Source organism: Limosilactobacillus portuensis (assembly GCF_028607025.1).
Classification (GTDB): Bacteria; Bacillota; Bacilli; order Lactobacillales; family Lactobacillaceae; genus Limosilactobacillus; species Limosilactobacillus portuensis.
Genome location: NZ_CP117296.1, coordinates 1,779,455 through 1,805,736, shown reverse-complemented (window position 1 = coordinate 1,805,736; position 26,282 = coordinate 1,779,455). Strand labels below are relative to the sequence as shown.

Here is a 26,282-nt window from a genome sequence, read left to right as displayed (position 1 = left end):
GGGATGACTGGTTTTAGGTGAAGGTAACCTATGAGTGGTCAGGGCGACAAAGTGAAGTCTTGATCGGGAGCGCCCGTTACAGCGTCAGCGTATTTATGTACGGAATGAGACATTATTAGTGATAATAATTGTAAATTAAAGGTGGTAACACGCTCTGGCGTCCTTTAAGCATTAATGCTTAAAGGACGCTTTTTTCAATCGTTAATGATTAAGAGTGATTTATTTTGGGGGAAATAAAAAATGACAGAAACGAAGATCACGGGGCGGCAAACAATCGTCATTGCGTCCTTAATTTTTGGTGTTTTATTCGGTGCGGGAAACTTAATCTTTCCGGTCCATTTAGGTCAATTAGCAGGGGCTCACTGGTTAGGTGCGAGTAGTGGCTTCCTAATTTCTGGCGTTTTGTTACCGTTAATGGCGTTATTAGCGATTAGCATCACCCGCTCTAACGGTATCTATGACCTGGCACGACCTAATGGGCACTACTATGCGCTAATCTTTCTTATCCTAGTTCAGGCAACTCTAGGGCCGCTATTTGCGATGCCCCGGACTGCTACCGTTCCGTATACAATTGGTTTTGCTTCCCACATTTCTGCAAGTGGTAATGTTGTTGGATTATTGATTTATACGGGAATCTTTTTTGCAATTGTTTTTGGCTTGACCGTCACTGAGGCTAAAATTACGGATTTGATTGGGAAAATTCTTAACCCAGTTTTCTTAGTTCTTTTGTTTATTATCTTCTTCCTTGCTTTTATCAGCCCAATGGGAAACACCCAGACGACACCGGTTACGGCAGAATATGCTAATCATGCATTCGCAAGCGGCTTTCTCCAAGGATATAACACAATGGATATTTTAGGATGCCTTGCATTTGGGGTTGCAATAATTAGTGCAATTAAGGAATTAGGGATTGCGGATACGAAGAAAATTTCATGGATCACGGCCAAGAGCGGGACAATTGGGATTATGGGAATTGCCGTAATCTACATTTGTCTAATTTGGCTTGGGGCAACCAGTCTTCATCAGTTTAAAGTTGCGGATAACGGGGGAACGACACTAGCGCAGGTTGCCCACTACTATATGGGCTTTATCGGGGATGCACTTTTGGCGACCCTGACCTCCGTAACGTGTCTAACAACGGCAATGGGACTCGCAGTTGCCTTTTCGGAGGACCTTCACCGATTATTTCCGCGGATTTCATACAGGGTGTTCTTGCTGTTTAATTGTCTTTTTTCGTTTCTAGTAGCTAACTTAGGGCTAGATAATATTATTGCCTGGTCTGCTCCGGTATTGGTATTCCTTTATCCCTTGGCAATTACGTTAACGATTTTGGGAATAACGTCACCGCTATTTAAGACTGACCCAATTGTTTATCGAGTTACGACGGGGTTAACTTTTATTCCAGCTGTTTTTGATTTGGTAAATAATTTACCAATGGGATTGCAAAAGATACCAATCGCTCAAACAATGATTTCATTTGCTCACCAATATTTTCCGCTATTTTCGCTGGGCTTCTCGTGGATTCCGTTTGCTGTTGCTGGATTTATTATTGGGATTGGAATTCGTTTAGTTCGAAAGCGACAGGGAAAATTGGAGAGCTAAAATAAATGAATCTTTAGCCGAATTTAGTTATACTAGGTTCAACTAAAAGAAGTAAGGAGTAGATGAACAATGGAAATCACAATTAATGGTGAACCGCGACAACTAGTTGGTAATCCCCCAGAAGTTGGTGATGAGTTTCCACACTTTAAGGTTTTTGATAAGAATCATGACAAGATCAAGACTCGGCAATTACTTGGGAAGGTAACGTTATTAAGTGTTGTTCCTAACATCAATACTCCAGTATGTAGTATTCAAACAAAGAAGTTTAACTCAACAATGGATCAATTCCCGGATGTTAACTTCCTAACGATCTCAACCAATACCATTGAAGAACAGCAAAAGTGGTGTGCGGCTGAGGGCGTACAAAATATGCAGCTGGTATCTGACAGGGAGGAATCCTTTGGTTACGAATCTAAGTTGCTGATCCCGGATGAAGGGGTCCTGGCTCGTTCCGTTTGGATCCTGGATAAGGAAGGGAAAGTAGCATACCGTCAAATTGTCAAAGAGTTAACTGATGAACCTGATTACGATCAGGCATTAGCAGAGCTGAAGAAGTTATTATAAAAAAATACACAAAGAGGCAATTCTCAATTGGTAGTTAACCAATCTGAGATTGCCTTTTTATTCTTTAAGCAAATTTTTAGTCATCAGCTTCAATACTAATTACTTTCTTGTTTTGAGCATTAACCTTAACATCAGTTGACTTTGGACCGTTCACAACTTCAACGTCCCATACTGGGGTGCCGTTGTCGTTTTCAAGAGTCCAGGCTTGCCCTTGGCCTTTTTTAGCGGCCTTTTCAGCGATCTTGTTGGCTTGCTTCCGACTAATAGCCTTATCTAAATCAAGGTTAGTCTTTTGCTCACCGTTTTCTAACGTCTCTGACTTGGTATTGGTAACTTTGCCAGACTTTGCGTCAATATCGGCAGAATATTCTTTTTGATTATCAGTACCTGAAATTTCGTAGACAAACTTATTCCCCTTAGTTTCTAATTGAATCTCGTCAACCTTGGTATTTTTAAACTGTTTGTGGAACTTTTTCACGGCATCCTTTTCGTTAAGTTTAATTTTACTGGTTGAGACGGTAGCGGCAGAGACGGTTGGGCTTGCGACGAGAGCGATACCACCTAGAGAACTGGCTGTTAAGACAGTAACTGCTAGCAAATGAGTGAGTTGCTTCTTGAATGATTGTTTTTTCATAATAACCTCCTAGTTAAATGTTGTTTTCGATTAACCTAAGAATACCCCATAAAAATGAAGATTATTGTGTAACAGCTCTTACTTATTTCTTAAGTTAGTTGAAAAGCAAATAAATTTAAAAAGATGCTTGTAATTTAGAGAAAGACTTGATATTATTATTTGTGCTGTGTTATAGTATGACCCGTTAGTCAAGTGGTTAAGACACCAGCCTTTCACGCTGGTATCGTGGGTTCAAATCCCGCACGGGTCACTTTATTGGGCTATAGCCAAGCGGTAAGGCAACGGTTTTTGGTACCGTCATGCGCTGGTTCGAATCCAGCTAGCCCAATACAGCAGACACCTGCTAAGTCGTTATGATTTAGCAGGTGTCTTTTTTAATTTCTAAAGATGAATTTGGATAGTAATTATATTAAAATTAAACTAGATGTATCCATTGGTTATTACTAGGAGGGATAATAATGAAGTTTGTAAAGGAGCAACAGAATCCGGTCAAGGTTAAACAGCGATTTAGTTTGCGGAAACTAAAGATTGGAACCGTTTCGGTAATGTTAGGAACAACATTCTTCTTTATGGGCGGTGCTATTAATAACGTTAAGGCTGATACAGTCAGTCAAACTGATCAACCTGTGCAAGATTCAAATTATCAAGAACAGAATAATCAAGAACAAACGCAAAATGCTGTTAAAGCGGTCCAAGACTATCTGGGAAACAATGGCGAAGTTCAATCAGACCAGGCGGTTACAATTGACCGAACAATTCAGTACCAAGAGGAAGGAACAAATAAAACACTCCACCCGGATGCTAATCAAGATGTAAGTATTGTTCCTTACTATAAAGTTGGTCATGTCACAATTAATTATATTGATCAGACTAATAACCAAAGCTTAGGACAAGACGGGTTTAAGGGATACTTTGGGACGCATGTTCAGCAATCTCAGGGAGAAAACTTAATTAATACCAAGGTAAATAGTCTTGGTGAAAAAGGCTATCAGTACGTTTCTGATAACTTCAACCCGGAATTCAATGAGGGGGGGCAGTTACAGTTTACTGAAGCTGCTCATGATTTTAGTTTTAACGTTTACTTTACCCATGGTATCAAAACAGTTAATACGACTCTTCCTGGTTCACAAACGGTAGAGTATGTTGATCAAGACGGCAAAAAATTAAGAGATAATACGGTAACGTCATTCACGTTTGAAAAAACAGGAAGAACTGTTGATAGCGTGACAGGTAAAGTGATTACTCCCGGAAAGTGGAAGACTGAGTCACACCAATTCGGTAAGGTTAAGGCACCAGAAATTGCTGGTTATACACCAGTAAATGAAGAAGTTGATGGTGCTACCATTACTACTGAGCAGCCTAACAAGGGTGTTCGGGTTGTTTACAAAAAGAACGCTGCGGAAGAAGTAACAGTCACAATCGAATATATTGATCAGGATGATAACAATAAGGTTCTTTATACGGATACAGTAAGTGGTAAGCCGGGAGCATCAATTGATTATGAGAAAAGCAATAGAATTAAAGATTATCTAGGTATGGGATACCAGTATGTTAGTGACAATTATCCTGAGGTAGCTAATTTCCCACAAAAGGCAACAACTTACCAAGTAATTCTTAAACATGCTAGTATACCGGTTGCTCCTGATAACCCTGGACAACCAGTAAATCCAGCAACCCCTGTCTTCCCAACCACATTTGCCTTATATGCTGCGTCAAAGGCCAAATCACAAGTGGTTGCTGAACAGCCGACGACCTACTACGCAATTGTTCAGCACGGTAAAATTTTGGCACAAGATTTAGACGAACAACAAGCAAAGTCGAAGCTGTTCGATGTGGTTTCACCAACTATTCCGGGATACCGGTTGGTTGATGACAAGCAAAAGCTAATCGATCAAATGTTGGTCGATGCTAAGTCCAATAAGCATACCACGATCACTGTTTACTATACTAAGAACAGTAGTATACCAGCACAGCCGACAACGCCAACAGAAACACCAACGACACCAGAACAACCAAGTACGCCAACGGAGAAGCCAACAACTCCTCAGCAACCAACCACACCAGTTGTTCCAGAAACGCCTACTTCCCCGACTACTCCTGAAGAGACGCCAGCTCCTAAGCCAGGAACTAACGAAACCCCAGAGGTACCAACGGACAGTGTTAAGGTAATTCCTGGAACTCCTGATGAACAGGTTGTTCCTGATAATCAAGATAATAGTCAATCATTAGTTAATAAAACAAGTTGGCCTGTACAAAATCAGGGCAAGGTACCGTCAACGAACAATCCAACAACGCAAAGTCAATTACCACAGACTGGTAATCAGCGTCATGCAGGTTTGATTGGTCTTGCTGTCCTTGGAGCATTGTTCAGCTTGCTAGGATTCAAAGGAAAACGAGACAGTTTCTAAAGATTATAGTGAGAAAAAATGAGGTTCAATTTTGAACCTCATTTTTTGTTTCATATGAAACATCATAAATTAGAAGTGCCCCTTAACGTCCTTATCAGAGAATGTTCCGGGAGCGGGAATAAAGGAAATATCAGTATCAACGATTCCAAACTTCTTTCGCAAAGTCCGTTCAATCTTTTCGGAAAGCTGATAACTTTCCAAAATGGTCATTTTAGCATCAACCAAAACAGTGGCAACGAGGGAAACAACATTCCCGTTATAGTGAGCCTTTAGTTCAGCAACGTTTTTCACTTTTTTGACCTTCAAAATTGCTTGCTTATATTCTCGCTCGGCTTTTGGATCAAAATAATCGACCAAGTTTAAGCTTGTTTGAAAGAAGATTTTTAATCCAGAATAGAGGATAAAGAAACCAACGATAATACTGGTAACCCCATCAAGCCATGCTAGGTCAAAGAGAAGTGCCCCAGCAATCGCAACCATTGTTCCAATACTAGTAAAGGCATCGGCAAGACTATCTTGAGCCGAAGCTAGGAGGGCAGCGTTCTGTAGTCGTTGTCCCGCTTTACGGTTCATGTACCAGACAACAAGCATGATCACCGAAGCAATCCCGGCCCCAATAAGCGCAACCGGTTGAGGAACCACTCGACTAGCAGGATTTAGCAGAGCTTTAATTCCGTCAAGAATAATATCAAATGCAATCACAACCATGATAACAGCGGTTACTAAGGAAAAGACGGTTTCGTATCGCCAACGAATAAACTGCATCCGTTGATCGCCACCAAGGATGCTTTCATTTTCGTCTGGCATTTCCACACCAGCAATATCATCATCGTCAATGTCTTGTGCAATATGAAGTCCCATCATTAAGAGAAATGTTGAGATTATTCCAGATAAGTTGTTAAAGGCATCGGCCCGTAAAGTTTGCGACTTACTAATTTCGGCTAACCAATATTCAATAATTGAAATTGAAACGTAGGCAATTAAGTTGTAAATCAGGTGACGCTGTGATGCACGAATCTTTGCTAACTCGTTTGCTTGATTGCGTTCCCAAAGATTCATTTCACGATTAATATGCTTTTTTAGCTTACTCAAACTTAGATACTCCCTAAAATACAATTAACTTCTATCATAACGCTAATTTAAGAAATTAGTTTTTAATTGCCTTAGCTAACCGGCTTAACCCGTCCTTGATTTGGGCAAGCGGGTAAGCAATGTTGATCCGGATAAACTCATTACCGTTACCATGGTAGTAAGTTCCTGGATTAATAATTAACCCGGTTTCTTGACGGATCTTTTGTGCAAGGGCATTGCTATCATTGGTGACTTCACTAACATCAATCCAGACAAGGTAGGTAGCTGTACCAGGAACAACGTGAAGCTGAGGTAAATTATCGCTGATAAATTGTTCTAAGTATTCTCGATTATGCAACAAGTATTTCTTAAGCTGGTGGAGCCAATCAGCGCCTTGAGTATAGGCAGCAATAGTACCAGGAATGGCAAGAAGGTTCGGTTCAGCAACTTCATACTTGTTAATTGCCCGAGTAAAGCGTTCACGCAGGATCGGGTTGGCAACAATTCCCGTTGCGGCATGAAGGGCAGCAACGTTAAATGTTTTACTGGTTGAAACTAGGGTAACTAGGTTTTGACGGTATTCTTCGGGAAGAGAAAAAGTTGGTGTATAGTCAGGACCCTTTAAAACCAAGTCACCGTGAATCTCATCGCTAATAACAATTACACCATGCTTTTGTGCTAGTTTAATAATCCGCATTAGTTCATCACGAGACCAAACATAGCCGGTTGGGTTGTGTGGATTACAGAGAATCATCAGAGTCGTTAACGGGTTGCTCATCTTTTCTTCGAGGTCATCCCAGTCAACGGAGTAGGTGTAGGTAGAACGATCGTACTTTAATTGGCTTGCTAGGGCGTGGCGACCGCTATTTAGGATTGAATTGTAGAAGGTATTATAGACTGGTTCCATCAGAAGAACGTTATCACCAGTATGACTTAAGTGGTTAACGCTAGCGGTAATTGAAGGAATTACTCCCGTAGCGAAACGCATCCAGGAAGTTTGTGCTTCCGCGTTGTGCTCGGACTTATACCAGTGAGCGACGGCATCAAAGTATTCTTGACTAGGGTATTCATAGCCGAAAGCACCGGCATTAATTTTATCTTTCATTGCTTGCATGATTTCAGGAGCCGTTTTAAAGTCCATATCAGCAGTTGTCATTGGCAATTCGCCTGGCTTAACATCCCACTTCTCTGAATTGGTATGCTGGCGATCAAGAATCGTGTCAAAATCGTACTTCATAGTTAATCATTCCTTTATTTATCCTTAAATTAAAATTTATTCATACCTGATTGTACATCAATTTATATTGACACCCCAGATAATGCTTCTCGACAATCAGTCATTCAAGAATCGAATATAACGTAATTAGGTATAAGTATTTTTACTTTTAATTAGTTAGTGTTACCTTAAAATAAGGATATTAATTGTACTAATTAATATTATAGGATTATTCTTAATTAGTGGGTATCTTGATAATAAGAGGAGCACAAAGGGGAATAACTAACATGCAAGAAATTAAAGATGACTATTATGATGGCGAACGACCACTCTACGGGATCCACGACACCAAATTAATCAATACTACATTTGGTAAGGGCGAATCACCACTAAAGGAGACGGCTAATTTAGTATTAGATGGAGTTCTGTTCACTTGGAAGTATCCACTCTGGTATTCTGATCACATTAAGGTAACGGACACGATTTTTGAAGAGATGTCGCGTTCAGGGATTTGGTATACCAATGACATTGAAATTACTGACAGCACTATTCAAGCTCCAAAGGAATTCCGGCGGTGTGACGGCATAACCCTTGATAATGTTCACTTCTCTGACGCGGAAGAGACAATGTGGAGCTGTAAGAACATTAAGATGCATGATGTGTATGCTAACGGGGACTACCTGGGGATGAATAGTGAGAACATTTATGTTGATCACCTTGATCTAGTGGGTAACTATGTTTTTGATGGAGCAAAAAACGTTGAGGTTCATAATTCACGGCTAGTTTCAAAGGATGCCTTTTGGAATTGCGAAAATGTTACCATTTATGATTCGAAGATTAGCGGTGAGTATCTCGCTTGGAATACCAAGAACATCACCTTCATTAACTGTACGATTGAGAGTGATCAAGGATTATGTTATGTTGACCATTTGACAATGAAGAATTGTCGGACACTCCGAACAGATCTTGCCTTTGAACTGTGCAGCAATATTGATGCGGAAATTAAAGGATCAATCATGAGCATCAAGAACCCAATCAGTGGTCAAATTAAGGTCGATCATGCCGATGAAATTATTATGGACGATCCAAAGATTGATCAAAGTAAGATTAAAATTATCCAAACCGATCAGGATTAGGCGCCTAGTGTAATTTGGTCTAGTGATTTTAAATGATTTGAATTATTAAAGGTGGTATCATTAATATAAGTTAATTTTAATCTTATTTTAATGTGCGAAGGGAGTTTTCCGAATGTCACGAAAAGTTACCGTTATTGGAATGGGACACGTTGGCTCAACAGTTGCCCACTACATTGTTGCTAACGGATTTGCTGATGACTTGGTATTAATTGATTCCAACGAGGATAAGGTGAATGCCGATGCTCTTGATTTAAAGGATGCAATGCCTAATTTGCCATACCATACCAATATTGTGGTTAATGATTATTTGGCACTAAAGGATGCTGAAGTAGTCGTTTCAGCAGTGGGGAATATCAAGCTTCAGGATCAGCCACAAGCTGACCGGTTTGTTGAATTGCCATTTACGCGGGACGCAGTTAAAGATGTTGCTCCGAAGATTAAGGCAAGCGGCTTTTCTGGAAAGCTCGTTGTAATCTCAAATCCAGTTGATGTGATTACATCCTTATACCAAAAGCTGACGGGACTGCCGAAGAATCAAGTAATCGGAACAGGAACGTTACTTGACTCTGCCCGGATGAAGCGGGTTGTTGCGGATAAATTTAATGTCGATCCGCGTTCTGTTAGTGGGTACAACCTTGGTGAGCACGGGAATTCACAATTTACCGCTTGGTCAACCGTTCGGGTCCTTGATCAGCCAATTACTAAACTGGCAGCGGAACGGAACATTGATTTACCGGAACTGGATAAGGAGTCTAAGCTTGGTGGCTGGTATGTATTCAAGGGAAAGAAGTACACTAGCTATGGGGTTGCTACGGCCGCAGTACGGTTAGTTAATGTTATTTTAAGTGACGCACGGACTGAGCTTCCTGTATCGAATTTCCGTGAAGAATACGATGTCTACCTTTCTTACCCTGCAATTGTCGGTCGGCAAGGAATCGTTGAGCAAAGTCAATTAGACTTGACCGAAGAAGAATTACAAAAATTACAGAACTCTGCTAATTTCATTAAGCAAAAATACAATGAAAGCTTATAAGAGATCAGCCCCTTGTAAAGTGGGGACCCTTAATTAGCAGCTAAAATTAAGAATCCTCCCTAACCTTTGTTTGAAAGAAGAATAGGGAGGATTTATTAATATTTAAGAGTTTGGGAGGAATTTTTTAACTAGCCAGTTAGTAGCGATTGACACAGTAATTATTACCGGAGTTAGCTCAATGGGGACTAAGAGAATCAAAAGGATACTAGTCAGCAGGGGTTTCCCCAGGATGACGGTGAGACTAGCGGCTAAGACAATAACGGCATTAACGCGAACGTCGCCGGGAAGTACCAGTGCACATGCACAACCGATGGCTAAACTCGAAAAAATTGCCGGGAAAATAGTTCCGCCACGCCAGCCCATCGCAAAACCAAGGTTAGTAACAAATGCTTTAACAAAAGCAATCGACAGTAAAAGGGGAACAGATAAAGTTAATGCTTCATGACTAAAAGGAATAATTCTAAATTCACCTGAAAAAAGGATATCATTACTTAGTAAAGAGCAAATTGCTAGAATTAAGCCAAAGATACCTCCTTGCCAAACTTTGCTTAGTTTAACGTTAATGATCAATGCTGACCAATTTTCAAGCCGGATAAATAACCAACCAAAGGCAATCCCGACAATCATTATCGGAATAGCGGTAAGAAGATTTTCCCATTGCCAGTTAATTGTGTGGTGGTGAATCCCGAAGACACCCTCTTCAGGAAAAAGTTTGAAGACAATGACAGCTCCTAGAATGCCAATAATGACAAGAAAAGATACTATTAGATTTTTTTGTTTCTTACTTCGAAATAATTGACTAAAAAGTGGCGCTGATTCTAGTTGGTGGCGATTAAGCCGATCTTGCCAGATATTATTTTCTTGACCATTGTGGTAGCAAAAGATCGACCATCTTAACCGGTCACCAAGCCAATTAATCATACTGCTGGTTAATACAGTGGTGGAGGCTTCTGGACCGATACTTCCACCAGCGCCAAGAACAAGTAATCCTAAAGTGAATGACTTCCACCAATTGTGATAGTCTAACTTGCCCTGCATTCGGACCTTGGTAAGAACTTCCTCAATTGTTAATGGATAATTACCTAATTTATGGCTAAGGAAACCGATTAGAAAGCCAAATGGTAAACAAATAATAAATGGGTACCAAGTTTTGAATTCGGCTGGAGAATTCAAAAATTCATGCCAAATAATGTTAATGACCCAGTTTACCAAGTTTAAGTATCCCGCTGTTAGGATGCCGATTATTAGACTCCAAATAATGGCATATATTCCAATATTGATTTTCCAATATTCTAGTTTGAATTTCATAGTAGCTCCTTAATTAGTAATGAAAAATCTATTAGTTTAACTTCTACTATATCTTAATCGCTGATTTTAAGGAAGTTAGAGTCAACCAGTTGTGGAGCAATTGCTGGAATTCGTATAATAATAGTAATTAGATCTAGGAAAGAAGTGGGAAAATGGTAAATCGGGTAATGATCCTTGGTAGTATTAATGTTGATTCGATCTATCAGGTGACGCGGTTTCCTCAACCAGGAGAAACAATTGCGGTCAAGCAGAAAAGCTATGCACCGGGTGGTAAGGGCGCTAATCAGGCCGTTGCAGCAGCACGCTCTGGAGCGAAAGTTTCATTTATTGGAGCGGTTGGTGCTGATAATGATGGACAGGAAATGGTCAAAACATTAGCAGAAAATAACGTGGACACAAGTAGGATTGCTGTTGATCCGGATAACGGAACTGGCAGTGCGGTAATCACGGTCGATGAAAATGGCCAGAACGATATTATGGTTTATGGGGGTGCCAATCAGGCAATGACTGTAGTTCAGCTTGACGACTTAGAGCAGGAATTAGCTGGTACAGACTTTATCGTTGCCCAACTAGAAACGCCACAGGAAGTTACGCTAGCTGCTTTCAAGCTTGCCAGGCAACAAAATGTAATAACAATTCTTAATCCGGCTCCCGCAACAGAATTGCTTCCGGAATTGCTGGAGTATACCGACATTATTATCCCGAATGAAACTGAAAGTTCCTTATTAACGGGAATTTCGGTTAATGATGAACCATCAATGCTTCAGAATGCAAAGTTCTTTAAGGCGCATGGGGTAAAAGACACAATTATTACCTTAGGCGAGCAAGGCGTTTTTTACGTAACGGCAGATGGTCACCATGGATTAGTTCCGGCATTTAAAGTAAATCCAGTTGATACCACAGCAGCGGGTGATACGTTTATCGGTGCACTTAGCTCACAGTTAAGCCCTAACCTGGGAAACTTTGAGTCGGCAATAACATACGCCCAACGAGCTTCCAGTTTAGCTGTACAGGGGATGGGCGCAATGCCATCGATTCCGCTTGCTGAGGAAGTTGAGAAAGCATTAGGATAACAAAAACAAAGTCTAAGGGAAGTTGAAGTCCCATAGACTTTGTTTTTTTTAATGAGTCGGTTGATAATTACTTATTAAAAAGTCTTTCATATTTTGGGGATCATGTCCCGTAATATGTTGAAAATCATTAGTAACATCATTCATTAATCCCATTGCGGCTGCTTTATACATGGAAGCTAGTTCATCACCATCGCCTTCAGACCTGTAAATATCGGCAAATTCGCTAATTGATACTGGGTTGTAACCAATTGTGTTACCAGTTACGGTAGTCATAATCTGACTTAGTTCAACCATATTGTAATTTTGTTTCATTGCTAAAAGGTAATTTTGTCCATGATTATAGAGATATGGTTTTACAGCAACGTTTGCAATTGCTTCAGCACTATCTTGACGACTGATAAAGCTCATTGCTTGATCACCAATTGGGTAAATAATATTCTGACGTTTGATGAGTTCAGGAAGATAGGGAATTAGTGGATCAGCATAGAGAGAATTCTTGATAACCGCATACTGGAGTCCGGTACTAGCTAAGCGGGCTGGAAGGTAGGCATAGTAACCGGCCATCTGAAATGGGTTATTCGCTTGGTCGGCAATGAAACTAACGTCTATAATCGTTGATACTCCAGCTTCTTTTACCGCCGTAAGGGTGTTTTCAAATTCATTAATTCGTGTTTGAACCTTGTATGTAAGACTAGGGATATAGATTAAAACATCAATGTTCTGAAATGCTTGGTTCATTGTTGCGGTGTTCTGATAGTCGATTGTTGCAAGTTCATATCCAGCCTTTTTGAAACCAGTAGCTTTGGCGGGAGTGTGGACACCTAAGCGAATATTGTTGATAGGGACTTGCTTACTAAGTTCTTGGACAACAAGACGACCGAGATGACCAGTAGCACCGGTAATTAAATCATTCATCAGAACTAACCTTTCGTTTTGGACTAACCCATTTACCGCTTCCGTGGCCCAATACCGTCTTAACTGCTTTAACAAAGGTGGTAACGATTGTTAAGGGATTGACGAGCCATGTAAAGAGGAGGTAAAGGGGCGAGAAAGTAAAGTAGCGTAGTTTGGTCCCGTTAAAATCAAGAATTAACGCGGCTAAAACTTGGAAAAGGCCAGCGATTAACTGGAAACTAACAAAGATCATGCTCATTACAATTCCGTGCCAGACCCGCTCATAATTACCTGTAAGGAAAAATGACGTCATTAAACTAACAAAAATTAAGCTTGTAATCCAAAAGAAAAATGACCAGACGATTGAAAGGGTCGTGTCAACTAACATTGGAATAACAAAGCGAAAGCGCCAAGGATGAGTGATGATCTTGGTAAAATTGGTTAACCAGACCTCGGTTCCACCTTGGGCCCACCGAGTTCGTTGACGGTAAAGATCATGGAATGATTCCGGAACGTTCATGTGAAAGACGATGTCAGGCGCAAACTTGGGAACAACATTCATGAAGGTATGATCCCAGGCAATGCTGATATCTTCTGTTGCCCGATCCTGGCGAAAACCGCCGACATTAATTAAAAAGTTTCGTCGATACATTGTATTCGCTCCGCTATAAGCATACATTGTGTTATTTACGGCAGTTTGGCTACGTTTGATAATTCCAACAATACTAGAAAATTCAACGGTTTGTGACTTTCCCCACAGCGTTGATCGGTTATAAACATCCATATTAGCCGTAATTGCAGCATAGTTAACGCCATTTGGACTAGTAAAGTATTGCATATACTTAATTAGTGCATCTGGTTCTGGAATCGTATCAGCATCATTGCTAAGAATATATTCCCCTTTAGCAAAAAAGATGCCAATATTAAAGGCATGGGCTTTGCCTTGATTTTCTTCGATCCGAATTACCCGGAGCTGGGGAAATGACTTTTGCATTTGGTGTAATATCTCTGGAGTGCGATCGGTACTTCCATCATCCATTACTAAAATTTCATAGTTATGGTAATGCAGCTTAGTTAAGAGATATTCAAGGGTACTTTGGATGACAACTTCTTCGTTGTGGGCCGGAATCATGATCGTAATGAATGGTTCGTTTTCTAATTTCGTATTAGGAAGAAGTTCCTCATGATGACGAAAAAGCATGTACGATACCGCACCGAAAAACCAGAACATTGCGCCCAAAATTGGGTAGAGACAAAGAATCAGGGTGATAACAAAGAGAAAGCTTTCCCAAGGTGTAGCTGGATTCAAAGCAGCGTCAAAAATATTAGAAACCATTAGTTGTCGGCCTCCATATTTTTATTGGTGATAACTTCCTTTAACTGGTTCTTGGCAAGGTTTTGTTCAGGTTTTACAGTGTAGTTCCGTAAATGTTGACGTTGCTTTTCGGCACCAAAACGAGCGGTCATAAACTTTTCTGCCGTTTGTCGTTCCCATTGATGTTTAGTGATGTCAAATAATGGCCATTTATCGACTAACCCTCGCGATCGTTGGAACTGGATATATCCCATTGCTAGACAAAAAACGGCGATCATTCCTAAAGCAAAGGTTAAAAAGATTATCAAGAAGTTTAATTCTTGAAATCCTTCAGCGTAATGCCAAAAGAAATGACCGTGTCGTCCGTGAGTCAGGTAGGCTAAATAGGTGGCGCTTGTAATGACAATTGGTGTGAATAGAATTAACCAACAAGCTAGTGCGATCAGTATTTGGCGAATTTTAATTCCCCAGTGACCATGTTCAAAGAAATGGTCCCGATAATTATTACGTGTGCTAGTATTCATAAAATTAAATTGGTAATGAAATCCCCATGATAATCATTACCGTTTCCCCTAGTTAAATGAATAGAAATTTTCCGCAAAAAATTATATCACAAAATTACCATAAAATGGCTAATAAGATAAACGTTGATAGATAGTCGATTATTTCACAAAGATTAAAGGAGAATATGAATTTATTCCCGAGATTTTCCTAGATTAAATTAGCCAGGAGCAGTAAAATTTGAAAGTTATCAAAAATTACAATGAAAAGGTGAAGTTAATTTGGCGATCCAACTTTTTAGCGCAGTTATTTATTTGCCAATAATTGTTATCTGTATGATTATTAGTCAAATTTACTTTGAACGGTATTGGGAATCGTTTCAAGGAAATAAACTAGCAAATTGCGGGTTAGTTGCAGCGATTATGATTACATATTTTATTCAGGAGTTCTGTTTATTACAGCTATCCCTAATTAATATTAATGAAGTTGCCTTTATGCAGGTTGTTTCAGTCACAATGGTCTTCCGTAATGATAAAAATAAGCTTTGGTGGGGACTATTAACGATTACGCCACTATTCGCGAATACGGGTGAAGTTCTTATGGGAATTGAATCAATAAATACTTGGTGGGTTTGGCTTGGTGAGTCAGCAATCTTTCTGTTAATTTGTGGGGCGTTAGTAGAATGGAAAAGAATCTCAATCCGAATTCGCTATCCCTTAGCAATTTTAAGTTTAAGCTTGGTTGAAATCATCTCATTAGGAATTGATAATAATTTTACCGTTGTTAATGTTGCCGCGGCAACGCTTGGTCTCTTGATAATTTTAATTTTTGAAAGTCGTCGGTATGAAAGCGAAATTAGAAATGAAGAAAAGATCAGACTTCTACAAAGGGAAAGTGAACGAGATGACCTTACCGGATTACTTAATTATCGGGCTCTTAGTCAAGAGATTAGTGCATTGACTGAGAATCAAGGTATCCACAGTATTGTAATTGGGGGACTTGATATTGACCATTTTAAGCGGATTAACGATACTTATGGTCACTTTGTAGGGAATGAGGTCCTTAACTACTTTTCAACGATATTTCGTAAAGAGATTCATGAAGCTTTTCCTGAACATGGGTATGTCTACCGTTTTGGCGGCAAAGAATTTACAATCGTTGTTTCTAACCATTCGATTGAGGAAGTTTATACCCTCCTTCAAACAATTGAAAAGCAATTCAGTGAGCGACCCATCGTTACTAAAGAAGGAGTCAAAATTACAATCAGCTTTTCTTGCAGTTTAACTAATCATTTGAATGGTGAATTGCTCGATTTGACCTTGAAGCGCGCTGATAAAATGTTGTATAGTGTAAAGAATAATGGGCGTGGCTGGATCGTGACCGATCACCATGGTATGCCAGAAGAGAACGTCGCAATAAATTGATAAGACAACAAAAAGTAAAGTGAATGAGTGATAAAAATTATAACTAGTAGTGAGAAATTACATAATATCTTTCAGCCGATTTTTCAAGTTGACCACGAGATGAACGCTAAAGTTAATACGTACGAAATGTTAATGCGGGACTCATCAGGAGCATTTCCGGGAATGGATTTTTTAAATAGTCTTACCACCCCAGAAGGAAACGAACAGTGGATCGCTATTAGTAGGAAGTCTCTCGCCACGGCCTTGACCTCACATTCCGAATGCAAAATTTATATTAATTTAGAACCATGCCAAATGGAATTCGATAGTGTTTGGCAATTTCTGGAAGAGGTTCATGAGCAATACGGCTCTCAAGTAGCAATTGAGATTACGGAAAGGCGAGAGACAATTCACAGTCTTGATTACCTTGATGAAAAGATTATTCGTTTAAAGAAGATGGGGTTTGAATTAGCAATTGACGATGTTTGTGCAGGAAGTAATAGTTATGCATTTATCGTTCGTCAGTTAAAAGCAATTCAACGAATTAAATTATCACTATTAGTTTTCAAGAATGAAGATCATGAAACAACACGTGATTTTGTTAATGCCTGGTTAACCTTCGCTACCCGCCATCACCTTGATTTTGTAATTGAGGGGATTGCTGATCGCCAGCTTGCTGAAACTTTCGCCGGTAATCCGACTGTTCTCCAACAAGGCTTTTACTGGGGTAAAGGTTCAGCAGAAATTTAATGTAGTCCGAAAAAGCATCAGAGCTCGACTAGCAAGTCGGTTTCTGATGCTTTTTGATATTTAATAAAGAAAAGTCCCGAATTATGGTTGATCACCGTAACTCGGAACTTTTAACTTAATAGCAAGGTTTATGCTCTGAAACTATTTCTACTGCAACAGAGCCAAAACGTGTTCGCCGTGACCGCAACTTCCGCCTAGCTATCCCGTCCTTGATTGTAAACAATCATCGTCCGGGATTTTCTAGTGCTCAGTTGCTAATTCGTCACGGCTCACACTCTAATTGAAACGTGCTTCGCCCGAGTTTCCTAGAGCTAGCAACCTCCTTCCTAGGCGCAAGTCGCCTTCGTCAGGAGAAATTGCTAGCTTTCCGGAAACTCTTTGGGACGAAGGCACTCTAATTATTATGGACGCAAGCGGTTGATCATCCGTGGGAATGGAATGTTTTCCCGGATATGTTCTTGGAGAGTAATCCAAGAGAGGAAGCGTTCAAGGCCCATTCCGAATCCAGAGTGAGGAACTGAACCGAACTTCCGTAAATCATCATACCAACCGTAGTCTTCTTTGCTTAAGCCGTTTTCTTCAAGCTTATTAGTAATGTATTCGTAGTCGTATGAACGTTCTGAACCACCAATAATTTCACCGTATCCTTCTGGTGCAAGTAAGTCAGCACAGATAACTTGACGGTCATCTTCGGGATCAGTTGGCATGTAGAAAGCCTTAATTGCTCGTGGGTAATTCATGATGAAGACCGGCTTGTTAAATTGGTCGGCTAAGTATGTTTCTTCAGGTGAACCAAAGTCGTCACCGTACTTAGAATCGAAGCCACCTTCTTGAAGCATTTCGATTGCCTTCTTGTAAGTGATTCGTGGGTAAGGTAATTCAGTAAATGGCTTCAGGCTTTCAACTGAACGACCAACCATTTCTAATTCTTGTGCACAGTGATCAATCAAATCTTGAACAAGGTAAGCAATGTATTGTTCTTGAATCTTGAGACTTTCATCTTGGTGCATCCAAGCCATTTCTGGTTCAATCATCCAGAATTCAGTCATGTGACGACGGGTCTTTGACTTTTCAGCCCGGAATGTTGGGCCCATCGTGTAAATCTTGCCGAGAGCCATTGCTCCAGCTTCACCATATAATTGACCTGATTGTGATAGGTAGGCATCAGTGTCGAAGTACTTAACATCGAATAATTCAGTTGTTCCTTCAGGGGCTGATGAGGTAAGGATTGGGGCATCGAATTGGGTAAAGCCATGTTTATCGAAGAATTCCATCGTTGCCAACTTAACCCGACTCCGGATCCGCATTAATGCCCAAGGCTTACGTGAACGGAGCCATAAATGACGGTGATCAAGTAAGAATTCAATCCCGTGTTCCTTGTTACCGATTGGGTAATCTTCGCTTTTACTAACGATTTCGAAGTCCTTGATGTGGATTTCGTAACCGAACTTAGAACGCTTGTCTTCAGCGATTTTACCAGTTACCCAAAAACTGGTTTCTTGGTGAAGATCATGCTTGGCAGAATCAAACTTGGCTTCATCAACATCATTTTTCCGGATAATTCCTTGGAAAAAGCCGGTTCCGTCACGTAATTGTAAGAAAGCGATCTTCCCACTAGACCGCTTATCAGTTAACCAAACGCCAATCTTAACAGTTTCCCCAACGTGTTCTGGGGCTTGACTAATTGTAATTGTTTCCACTTTAATACTCTCCCTTAATCAATTGTATTTTATAGAATTTGAATATGAGCAGCTTCACACTTCTTGAGCATGTCTTCTGGCCAGATGCTGGCTTGAACTTCACCAACATGAGCCTTACCAAGTAAGAGCATACAGAGCCGAGATTGACCAATTCCTCCACCAATTGTATATGGTAATTCGCCATTGAGCAACATCTTATGGAATGGTAATTTTTCCCGATCGGTAGCACCAGCTTGTTCGAGTTGGTACTTCATTGATTCTGGACTAACCCGGATCCCCATGCTAGAAATTTCAAGCTTCTTTTGGAGAGGCTTGTACCAGAAAATAATGTCACCGTTAAGGCTCCAGTCATCATAGTCGGGTGCCCGGCCATCATGAGGCTTACCAGAACGCTTCAACTTGTCCCCAATCTTCATTACGAAGACAGCACCCATTTCCTTAGCAATCTTATCTTCCCGTTCCATTGGAGTAAGATCTGGCCACCGGTCTTCAAGCTCTTGGGTGGTAACAAAGTGAATGTCATCTGGTAATTGGTAAACAGCATCTGGGTAGAGATACCACAATTCTTTTTCAATCCGCTTAATAACCTTGAAGATTTGGCGAACAGTTGCCTTCAAGGTTTGTTCAGTCCGTTCTTCTTTCGTAATAATCTTTTCCCAGTCCCATTGATCAACGTAAATGGAGTGGAAGTTATCTAAGTCTTCATCCTTCCGAATGGCGTTCATGTTGGTGTAGAGACCTTCGTGAAGGCCAAAGCCATACTTCTTAAGTGCCATTCGTTTCCACTTAGCAAGGGAGTGAACGATTTCGATGGTCTCTCCAGGCATCCCCTTCATATCGAAGGAAACTGGCTTCTCAATTCCGTTAAGGTTATCGTTCAACCCGGTACTCTTATCAACAAACATTGGCGCCGACATCCGTTGTAAGTGTAGCTCTTGACCAAATTCATCCTGGAAGTTTTCCCGAATGAACCGGATGGCGGCTTCCGTATCACGAATAGACAATTTTGGATCGTAGTCCTTTGGAATAATTAAACTCATAATTAGCAACTCCTTAATATGCTTAGAATCGAGGATAAATAAAAAAGCCCTTCATCCCCAACATCTAAGGGACGAAAGACTTTTGTTCCGCGGTACCACCCAAATTGTCTAAAATGTTATTAGACCATCTTATCGAGTACAAGAATACTCTCCCGGCGAGATAACGTACCGGTGACGACTAAGCCTACTTTAAACGAGGTTATTTGGGTTAGTAGCATGGAAAAAGGGTTTTTCAATAATTCAGGTGCTATCGGTCTCCCACTATCACCGACTCACTGTTAGACTGGAAATTATTTACTCGTCTTTCTCATCGCTTTTGTAAATCTTTAATTGTATTTTAACCGAATTTTTATAAATTGCAACTACTTTTAAAAATTTTTTCTTAGTAGTTAAAATTTTGTGCGGTTCTTTAACTGTCTCAATACTTCGTCAGCAATTTCATGGTTAGTCCACATCCAGATTGCATGGCCAAGACTCTCGGAAAGGTGTTCCTCAAAAGGTTGGTCCTTGGCACTAGGGACTGTTTTCATTGCAGGCATAATTACTAAGTGAAAGGCAACCCAAACGGCGATCCCAAACGGAATCCCTTCACCGAGAGTCAAGAATTTAACTTTCTTTTCTAGTAAAGCAGCATAAGCAGTCGCGAATGAAATCGAGAAGCCAAAGTGAACTAGGTATGATACCCAAGGAAGTTGCTGACCAGAATACGTATAGGTAGCTTGGGTAAGTTTAGCGGGAACCCCGAGTTGTTGAAGCAGGGTTTGCGGTGGATTAACCTTGTCCCGTTCTGGAGTTCTTGGTGGAAGGATATTTTCCCAACCGAGTTTAACAAGGCCAGAGATTACTCCCGCAGCTGTTCCGGCGATCAGAGTATTCTTTAAATTTAATTTTGACATTCTAAATCACTCCTTTGATGGCTTAACGGTATTCTTATCTGCCATTCGTTTAAGATAATGCCAAATTTGTGGTCGGTAGCGGCGAAGGCAGTATAGTAGTAATAGGTAAACCAAAATACATAAACCAATCCAAATTGGATCTTGTGAAATAAAAGCGGCAAAAACTAATGCATTAAGCGGTCGCGCCATTAGGTTGAAACTTGTTACAAGAACAATCCCAGCAGGAATAGCAGCTCCATAATGTGAAATAGCTCCAGTATAGATCTGAGCTAACCAACTAGAGCAGTATAAACCAATGCTGAACCAGACAATTCCGTTAGCGATCACTTTAAGGATATTTCCGTTTGTGATGGCAACAATTGACTCCACCATAAAGGGAAGTGCGATTAGATCGACCACTGGTAAAGTACGGTTACCAGGTAAAATAAAGGCAATTACGACCATAATTGGGATTAAAATAATTCCTGAAATAATTGTTGCTGATTCACCATAACCAACTCCGTCATCGACAGCGAGGAACCAGCGCTTTCGGTCGTTAATTGGATCAGTAATTGATTGCTTATCAGCAGCTCTTCGTTGCTGGTCAATGCTATTAGCGAGTGGTTTAAACGCTTTAGCAAAGACATCTGTAACCAACGGAAAGATAGTCATTACAGCCGCTAACTGAACGGCAAATTGGAAAATCTGTCCCCAGGCATGATAGCTAGTAAGCCGATTAAGGTTACCGAGAATCCCGATCAACAGACCAAGAATTGCCCCAAGAGTGGTTGGCTGACCAAAGACACCGAATTTTCGTTGAAATGTTTTGGGAGTCAAGTGAACTTTATTGAAACCAAGCATATTCCATAATGGATCTAGTAAGATTGTCGGAACTGTTTGGACGATATTTTGGGCAGCACAAACAGTTGTGTTCTTAATTTGATAGTAAGATGACCAACGATCAGCTTGAATTTCAGCTAGTTCAAGAGTGTAAAGAAGCATAAAAAACGATAGCCCCATTGATAACCAAAAATTATGGGTAGTATAGTAGGCAAGTGTTCCCCAAATCATAAAGCCAAAATTATTCCATAAGTTAGAAGGCATAAAGACCTTCGTGATGCCGAACGCAAAGAGAATAAATTCAGCAATCAGGCCGAATACAAAAAAGGCCAAACCGACTGAAGAATTAAAACTTGCCAAAGAACCTGCTTGCCAGCCAATATCAACCACTGGAAGCTTGATCCCAACATTATTGACCATTTGATGAATAATTTTAGTGACAACCGGGGTGAACTCACTAATAATCCAAGAAAACCCGGTTAAACCAACCCCAGCATATAGCGCAGACATTAATGCGGTCTTTAACTTAACCTTAAGAAAAAGGGCAATGATAAAGATCATAATTGGTACAACAACAGTAGCGCCGAAAGCATTAAAAAAATGATTTATAGATGAAAGCAAGACGCCATCCTCTTTCTATTTAGCGTAAAAATAATAGCAGGAACGATTACTGGGTAAATTTGATAATTACAAAACACGTTTACCAGTGGTCATCCTTTTTCATTGTACAACGAAAGAGAAAAAGAGTTTGCCTAGACGCTTGTTAATTAGTTTTGATCATAGCTTAGAATATCTCCAGGTTGACAATTTAAAATTTGACAGAGTTTATTTAAGGTTGCAAAGCGAATGCCCTTTGCCTTACCTGTTTTTAAGATTGAGAGATTAGCTGGTGTGATCCCAATCTCCTTTGCTAATTCCTTAGAGGAAATCCCTCGTTTTTCCATAACAACCCCAAGATTAACTTTAATCATCTACTTCCACCTCTCTAAATAATACTATTATTTTCGTTTTGCAAAGCCAAACCACGCTTAAAGATAAAGTAGATGAGGTAGCAAATAATTAGTGAGGTAAAGAAGGAGTAATAATTACCGCAAGGGAAAAAGTCGAGCTGGGCTGTTATGTTAATAAAATGATTAATGACTGTGTTAATTCCGTCAAGGATAGTAAGCGCAAGGAACGAGAACATTAATTTACGTAAAGCTACCATATTTGCAGGGGCAAAGTATTTCTGAAGATTAATGTTGTTGAGGATGTTATGTAAAGCAAGACAGCCATACAAAAAAATAGCCATAAAAAACAAAATATCAAGGTAGAGGAGAAATTCAATTCCCCAGTTATTGCCAATCTGTTTAAAAGAGATAGCGTCAGTGAAAATGTAAATTAGACCAACAATTAGAAAACCAATTCCTAATAGACCGTTTGAAATAATTCCCAAATCAACCAAAGCTTGAATAGCTCCAAGAAGAAACTTATTAACCTTTTTCATTGTTGACACCGCTTTCATTAAACTGTGGTTTTATTATAAAACGATAATAAATTACTGTAATGCAATAATTTATTGTTGAATAACAATAAATTGATCATAAAAAAGCCTGGAAAAGCAAATTCCTTTCCAGGCTCCGTATTTAGATATTAATTAGGTAGGCTTACTAAAGCAGCGATTCCCATTCCGCCACCAACACAGAGAGAAGCGACTCCAGTTTGCTTTTGCAAATCTTGCATTTCATGGATAAGAGTGACAACAATTCGAGCTCCGGAACAACCAACAGGATGACCAAGAGCAATTGCGCCACCACGAGGATTAACCTTATGATCATCTAGCTTTAATAATTGTTCACAAGCAATTGACTGACCAGCGAACGCCTCATTTAGTTCGAAAAGATCAATGGAATTTTTATCAAGGCCGTTTTGGGCAAATAACTTACTGATAGCATAATATGGCCCAAGTCCCATTACTGCAGGATCAAGGCCAACAGTGGTAGAAGCTTGCCATTCAGCAAGCGGAGTGAGATGGTATTTTTTTACTGCTGACTCACTAGCGAGGATAATCGCAGCTGCCCCATCATTTAATCCAGAGGCGTTTCCAGCTGTAACGGAACCATCCTTTTTAAAAACAGGCTTTAATCCCTGAAGTGCGGCTAAAGAAGTATTAGCCCGTGGTGCTTCATCAGTATCGATTGCCGTATCTTGATGGTGAACAGTGACGCTGACCGGTGTGATTTCATCATCAAATGCGTGATCTTGTTGAGCCTGAACAGCTTTTTGATGACTCCGGAGAGCAAATTCATCTTGTTGGTAGCGGGCAATGTGGTAACGTTCATTAACGTTTTCGGCCGTAATTCCCATTGCGTAGCCACCCCAAGCATCTTGGAGAGCATCATTTTGCATGGTATCAACTAATTCACCATTCCCGAATTTATAACCATGACGGGCATTTAAAAGAACATATGGTGCTCGGGACATGCTTTCCATTCCACCAGCAACAATCACTTGAGCTTGTTTGGATTGGATTAGTGAAACGCCGAGGATAATACTAGATAATCCAGAACCACAAACATCATTGATTGTAATTGCAGGAGTTGATTGATCTAGTCCGGCAGCGATGGCAGCTTGACGAGCGGGATTTTGACCAGCACCGGCCTGAAGAACATTTCCCATTAATACCTGATCGACCTGCTTACTAGAAATGCCGGCTTTGTGCACTGCATCCTTAATTACAGTTGCTCCTAATTCAACTGCAGACTTTGATGAAAGAGCACCACCGAATTTACCAATTGGTGTCCGTTGAGCGGCAACAATAAAAACTTTTTCCATCAATTATTTCTCCCCACAAAATAAAATTGCTGTACTAGTTTAGCGAGAAAAAAGCCCGCTCGCAAGCTTTTAGCGCTGACTTTGTGAATCATTAATCTTATTTTAAAAGTTGAGAATTGATTCGTCGATTACGGTAATAAAATTCACGATCATGTTCAGAGATTTGGCGAGAGACCTTAGCTGGAATCCCCATTGCAACAACATTTGCCGGAATATTGCGAGTAACAACTGCTCCGGCACCGATAACAGAATTATCACCAATAGTAACTCCAGGAAGAATGATAACTCCGGCACCGAGCCAGCAATTACTACCAATTTTAATGGGGAGATTATATTGATAACCATGCTTTCGTAATTCAGGCAAGATCGGGTGGGCAGCGGACGACATAGTGACGTTTGGGCCAATCATCGTATTGTCGCCAATGGTTACATAAGTATCATCAGCGATTGTGAGATTAAAGTTTGCATAGACGTGATTACCAAGTTTGATGTGGTGACCACCCCAATTTGCGTGGAAGGGCGGTTCAATATAACAATCTTTGCCGACGGCTGCAAACATCTTTTTAAGCAATGCCTGTCGTTTCTTCCCTTCAGTAGGTAAGGTTTGATTGTATTCATACATCGGTAACATCGCTTGGGTTTGTTCAGCAAGGATCGTGGGATCTTCTGGTGAATAGATATCCCCAGAATGCATTAATTTACGGTTATCCATTTTCATCAACTCCGATAATGTATTTATTATTCAAACTAGTCTTCTTCTTGTCGCTTTTCAAGAATTACTTGGCACTTATGAAACTCGGTTTCGGTATAGTTGTATTTAGCAAGAACGAGAAGACGTAACAGTGAGGCGATCGCTGGGATGATTGAAACGATGACAAAAATGCCTGTTAGAGTAGTTTGCGATTGAACTGCACTGGCATTGTAACCGATGAACGAAAGAACGAGTCCCGTTGTAGCACCAGCGACGGCAATTGCTACCTTGCTGGCAAAGGTTTGGCCACCAAAGACGATTGCTTCACACCGTTTACCAGTTTTGACTTCGCTATATTCAACTGTTTCAGCTAGCATTGCAGAAATAATTGGACCCGTGGCTGAGTAAAGAGTTTGCGTGATTGCAAGGAAAATAAATACAAGGATGACATGTTTGTAACCAGTCATAAAGAATATAATTCGAATAATTACATCAGTGATTAACAGGACCCGAAGAATGTATAGTTTTTTAAAATGTTTAGTTAGTAACGGAATGAAGAAGAAACCTAACGCACTAAAGGTTCCAATTAATCCGTAAATACTCATGAATTTAGCGTTAAACAGGTTATAGGTAAAGAAGTAAATAATAATATTGTTGACCATTTCCATTGCAACCTTGAGGAAAAAGAGAATTAAGATCATTAACATGTATTTATTTGCCTTTACAGCGTCCCAAATATCATGAGCTGATAGTTTCTCAGCTTTTTTAGCAACCACACGTTCTTTCGTGAACCTATATCCAAGTTCCATTAAGATAAAGCCAAAAAGCATTAAAATACTGACAGAAATAAGATAGCTAGTCTGCGGCGAGCCATGTTGTTTGAAGTAGGCGAGCATAAGTGGCAATACTAAACTGACCATTCCGATACCGCCAAAAACACCTAGGTTAGCGGTAGTAATCAGATTAGTCCGTGCCTGACCGCTTTTAGAGATTACGGTTGAAAGCGACCAGAAGGGGATGTCGGAAAAAGCGTAGCAGGTTCCCCAAAGAATATATGTTACCGCGGCATAGATTATTTTGCCGCCTAGACTAATGTTCGGATTGACGAAACAAAGAATAGTAGAAGTAATTACGAAGATGGGGGCAAAATGCATATATTTACGAAACTTTCCCTTAGTAGACTTATGGGCGTCAATCCACCCCGAAACAATCGGATCGAACACCGCGTCCCAAAGTCGTGCAATTAAGAAGATGACACTCGCAATTACAGACGAAATACCAACGATATCAGTATAGTAAATCAAAATAAAACTACCAATAATTCCAAAACTAAAACATTGACCAAAGCCATACGAAAAGTAGGCGAGGTACTCTGCTACAGAAACGTGTTCCTGATTAATTTGTTTTTCCATTT

At 40.2% G+C, this 26,282-nt stretch carries 24 protein-coding genes, 2 tRNA genes and 1 other annotated feature; of the genes, 10 read left to right on the top strand and 16 right to left on the bottom strand.

The genetic code is table 11. From position 1 onward, the window contains the following. Positions 1–240 precede the first annotated feature (240 nt). Both brnQ and tpx read left to right on the top strand, forming a co-directional pair. A complete protein-coding gene (brnQ, locus tag PRK60_RS09175) occupies positions 241–1,602 on the top strand; it encodes a branched-chain amino acid transport system II carrier protein (protein ID WP_273646028.1) in 1,362 nt (453 codons plus the stop codon). Between the two features lie 69 nt (positions 1,603–1,671). Next, the gene (tpx, locus tag PRK60_RS09170) at positions 1,672–2,166 is read left to right on the top strand and encodes a thiol peroxidase (protein WP_102168003.1); all 495 of its coding nucleotides are present in this window, start codon (positions 1,672–1,674) and stop codon (positions 2,164–2,166) included. 76 nt (positions 2,167–2,242) lie between these two features. Here the strand turns inward: tpx and PRK60_RS09165 are convergent, their stop codons facing one another. Then, the gene (locus PRK60_RS09165; RefSeq protein WP_178696181.1) at positions 2,243–2,800 is read right to left on the bottom strand and encodes a PepSY domain-containing protein; all 558 of its coding nucleotides are present in this window, start codon (positions 2,798–2,800) and stop codon (positions 2,243–2,245) included. Positions 2,801–2,978: 178 nt separating this feature from the next. Here PRK60_RS09165 and PRK60_RS09160 point away from each other — a divergent pair. The 3 genes from PRK60_RS09160 to PRK60_RS09150 all read left to right on the top strand — a co-directional run bounded on the left by PRK60_RS09160 (position 2,979) and on the right by PRK60_RS09150 (position 5,208). Next, positions 2,979–3,050: transfer RNA gene (locus tag PRK60_RS09160), tRNA-Glu, on the top strand. 6 nt (positions 3,051–3,056) lie between these two features. After that, positions 3,057–3,128 (top strand) — tRNA-Gln (locus tag PRK60_RS09155). A gap of 130 nt (positions 3,129–3,258) precedes the next feature. Then, a complete protein-coding gene (locus tag PRK60_RS09150; protein WP_273646027.1) occupies positions 3,259–5,208 on the top strand; it encodes a mucin-binding protein in 1,950 nt (649 codons plus the stop codon). A gap of 69 nt (positions 5,209–5,277) precedes the next feature. Here PRK60_RS09150 and PRK60_RS09145 read toward each other — a convergent pair whose 3' ends face one another. Next, positions 5,278–6,300: a cation diffusion facilitator family transporter gene (locus tag PRK60_RS09145; RefSeq protein ID WP_273646026.1), complete on the bottom strand. Its 1,023-nt coding sequence runs from the start codon at positions 6,298–6,300 to the stop codon at positions 5,278–5,280. A gap of 55 nt (positions 6,301–6,355) precedes the next feature. Further along, complete coding sequence (locus PRK60_RS09140; RefSeq protein WP_273646025.1) at positions 6,356–7,516, bottom strand: MalY/PatB family protein; 1,161 nt, start codon at positions 7,514–7,516, stop codon at positions 6,356–6,358. A 266-nt stretch (positions 7,517–7,782) separates the two neighbouring features. On the opposite strand from PRK60_RS09140, the gene PRK60_RS09135 reads away from it, so the two are divergent. Continuing rightward, positions 7,783–8,631, top strand: coding sequence for a DUF3737 family protein (locus tag PRK60_RS09135; protein ID WP_273646024.1), 849 nt, complete (start codon positions 7,783–7,785; stop codon positions 8,629–8,631). Positions 8,632–8,743: 112 nt separating this feature from the next. Continuing rightward, a complete protein-coding gene (locus PRK60_RS09130) occupies positions 8,744–9,664 on the top strand; it encodes an L-lactate dehydrogenase (protein WP_273646023.1) in 921 nt (306 codons plus the stop codon). 102 nt (positions 9,665–9,766) lie between these two features. On the opposite strand, the gene PRK60_RS09125 is transcribed toward PRK60_RS09130, so the two are convergent. Further along, positions 9,767–10,972 (bottom strand): chloride channel protein, encoded by a 1,206-nt coding sequence (locus PRK60_RS09125; RefSeq protein WP_273646022.1) that lies wholly within the window; start codon positions 10,970–10,972, stop codon positions 9,767–9,769. 152 nt (positions 10,973–11,124) lie between these two features. On the opposite strand from PRK60_RS09125, the gene rbsK reads away from it, so the two are divergent. Beyond that, on the top strand, positions 11,125–12,045 hold the full coding sequence (gene rbsK / locus PRK60_RS09120) for a ribokinase (RefSeq protein WP_102167995.1): 921 nt from the start codon (positions 11,125–11,127) through the stop codon (positions 12,043–12,045). Between the two features lie 48 nt (positions 12,046–12,093). Here the strand turns inward: rbsK and PRK60_RS09115 are convergent, their stop codons facing one another. Genes PRK60_RS09115 through PRK60_RS09105 form a run of 3 tightly spaced genes read right to left on the bottom strand, consistent with a single transcriptional unit; the run spans position 12,094 to position 14,778 of the window. After that, positions 12,094–12,960, bottom strand: coding sequence for an NmrA family NAD(P)-binding protein (locus tag PRK60_RS09115; RefSeq protein ID WP_273646021.1), 867 nt, complete (start codon positions 12,958–12,960; stop codon positions 12,094–12,096). Then, positions 12,953–14,275, bottom strand: a complete 1,323-nt coding sequence (locus PRK60_RS09110; protein WP_273646020.1) for a glycosyltransferase family 2 protein — start codon at positions 14,273–14,275, stop codon at positions 12,953–12,955. The genes PRK60_RS09115 and PRK60_RS09110 overlap by 8 nt, the downstream gene beginning before the upstream one ends. Then, positions 14,275–14,778 carry an ABC transporter permease gene (locus PRK60_RS09105; RefSeq protein ID WP_102167993.1) on the bottom strand — a complete coding sequence of 168 codons (504 nt, stop codon included), beginning with the start codon at positions 14,776–14,778 and terminating at the stop codon, positions 14,275–14,277. The genes PRK60_RS09110 and PRK60_RS09105 overlap by 1 nt, the downstream gene beginning before the upstream one ends. A gap of 258 nt (positions 14,779–15,036) precedes the next feature. Between PRK60_RS09105 and PRK60_RS09100 the strand changes: the two genes are divergently transcribed. Together PRK60_RS09100 and PRK60_RS09095 are read left to right on the top strand one after the other, a co-directional pair. After that, positions 15,037–16,179 carry a GGDEF domain-containing protein gene (locus PRK60_RS09100; protein WP_273646019.1) on the top strand — a complete coding sequence of 381 codons (1,143 nt, stop codon included), beginning with the start codon at positions 15,037–15,039 and terminating at the stop codon, positions 16,177–16,179. 99 nt (positions 16,180–16,278) lie between these two features. Beyond that, positions 16,279–16,908, top strand: coding sequence for an EAL domain-containing protein (locus tag PRK60_RS09095; RefSeq protein WP_244973962.1), 630 nt, complete (start codon positions 16,279–16,281; stop codon positions 16,906–16,908). A gap of 401 nt (positions 16,909–17,309) precedes the next feature. Here the strand turns inward: PRK60_RS09095 and asnS are convergent, their stop codons facing one another. From asnS to PRK60_RS09050, 9 genes are all read right to left on the bottom strand, one after another. Next, the gene (gene asnS / locus PRK60_RS09090) at positions 17,310–18,608 is read right to left on the bottom strand and encodes an asparagine--tRNA ligase (RefSeq protein WP_273646018.1); all 1,299 of its coding nucleotides are present in this window, start codon (positions 18,606–18,608) and stop codon (positions 17,310–17,312) included. Between the two features lie 29 nt (positions 18,609–18,637). Continuing rightward, positions 18,638–19,648: an aspartate--ammonia ligase gene (asnA, locus tag PRK60_RS09085; protein WP_102167990.1), complete on the bottom strand. Its 1,011-nt coding sequence runs from the start codon at positions 19,646–19,648 to the stop codon at positions 18,638–18,640. A 64-nt stretch (positions 19,649–19,712) separates the two neighbouring features. Then, positions 19,713–19,968: a binding site (T-box leader), on the bottom strand. A 69-nt stretch (positions 19,969–20,037) separates the two neighbouring features. Then, positions 20,038–20,544, bottom strand: a complete 507-nt coding sequence (locus PRK60_RS09080; protein WP_102167989.1) for a DUF1440 domain-containing protein — start codon at positions 20,542–20,544, stop codon at positions 20,038–20,040. A gap of 6 nt (positions 20,545–20,550) precedes the next feature. Further along, entirely contained in the window at positions 20,551–21,924 is a 1,374-nt protein-coding gene (locus tag PRK60_RS09075) for a PTS transporter subunit IIC (protein WP_392391058.1), read from the bottom strand. A gap of 206 nt (positions 21,925–22,130) precedes the next feature. Beyond that, positions 22,131–22,334, bottom strand: a complete 204-nt coding sequence (locus tag PRK60_RS09070; RefSeq protein ID WP_102167987.1) for a helix-turn-helix domain-containing protein — start codon at positions 22,332–22,334, stop codon at positions 22,131–22,133. Positions 22,335–22,348: 14 nt separating this feature from the next. Beyond that, on the bottom strand, positions 22,349–22,849 hold the full coding sequence (locus tag PRK60_RS09065) for a DUF2975 domain-containing protein (protein WP_180959970.1): 501 nt from the start codon (positions 22,847–22,849) through the stop codon (positions 22,349–22,351). Between the two features lie 146 nt (positions 22,850–22,995). Beyond that, on the bottom strand, positions 22,996–24,177 hold the full coding sequence (locus PRK60_RS09060) for a thiolase family protein (protein WP_102167985.1): 1,182 nt from the start codon (positions 24,175–24,177) through the stop codon (positions 22,996–22,998). 97 nt (positions 24,178–24,274) lie between these two features. Further along, a complete protein-coding gene (locus tag PRK60_RS09055) occupies positions 24,275–24,895 on the bottom strand; it encodes a sugar O-acetyltransferase (RefSeq protein WP_102167984.1) in 621 nt (206 codons plus the stop codon). A gap of 29 nt (positions 24,896–24,924) precedes the next feature. After that, positions 24,925–26,280, bottom strand: coding sequence for an MFS transporter (locus PRK60_RS09050; RefSeq protein WP_273646016.1), 1,356 nt, complete (start codon positions 26,278–26,280; stop codon positions 24,925–24,927). Between the last annotated feature and the right edge of the window lie 2 nt (positions 26,281–26,282).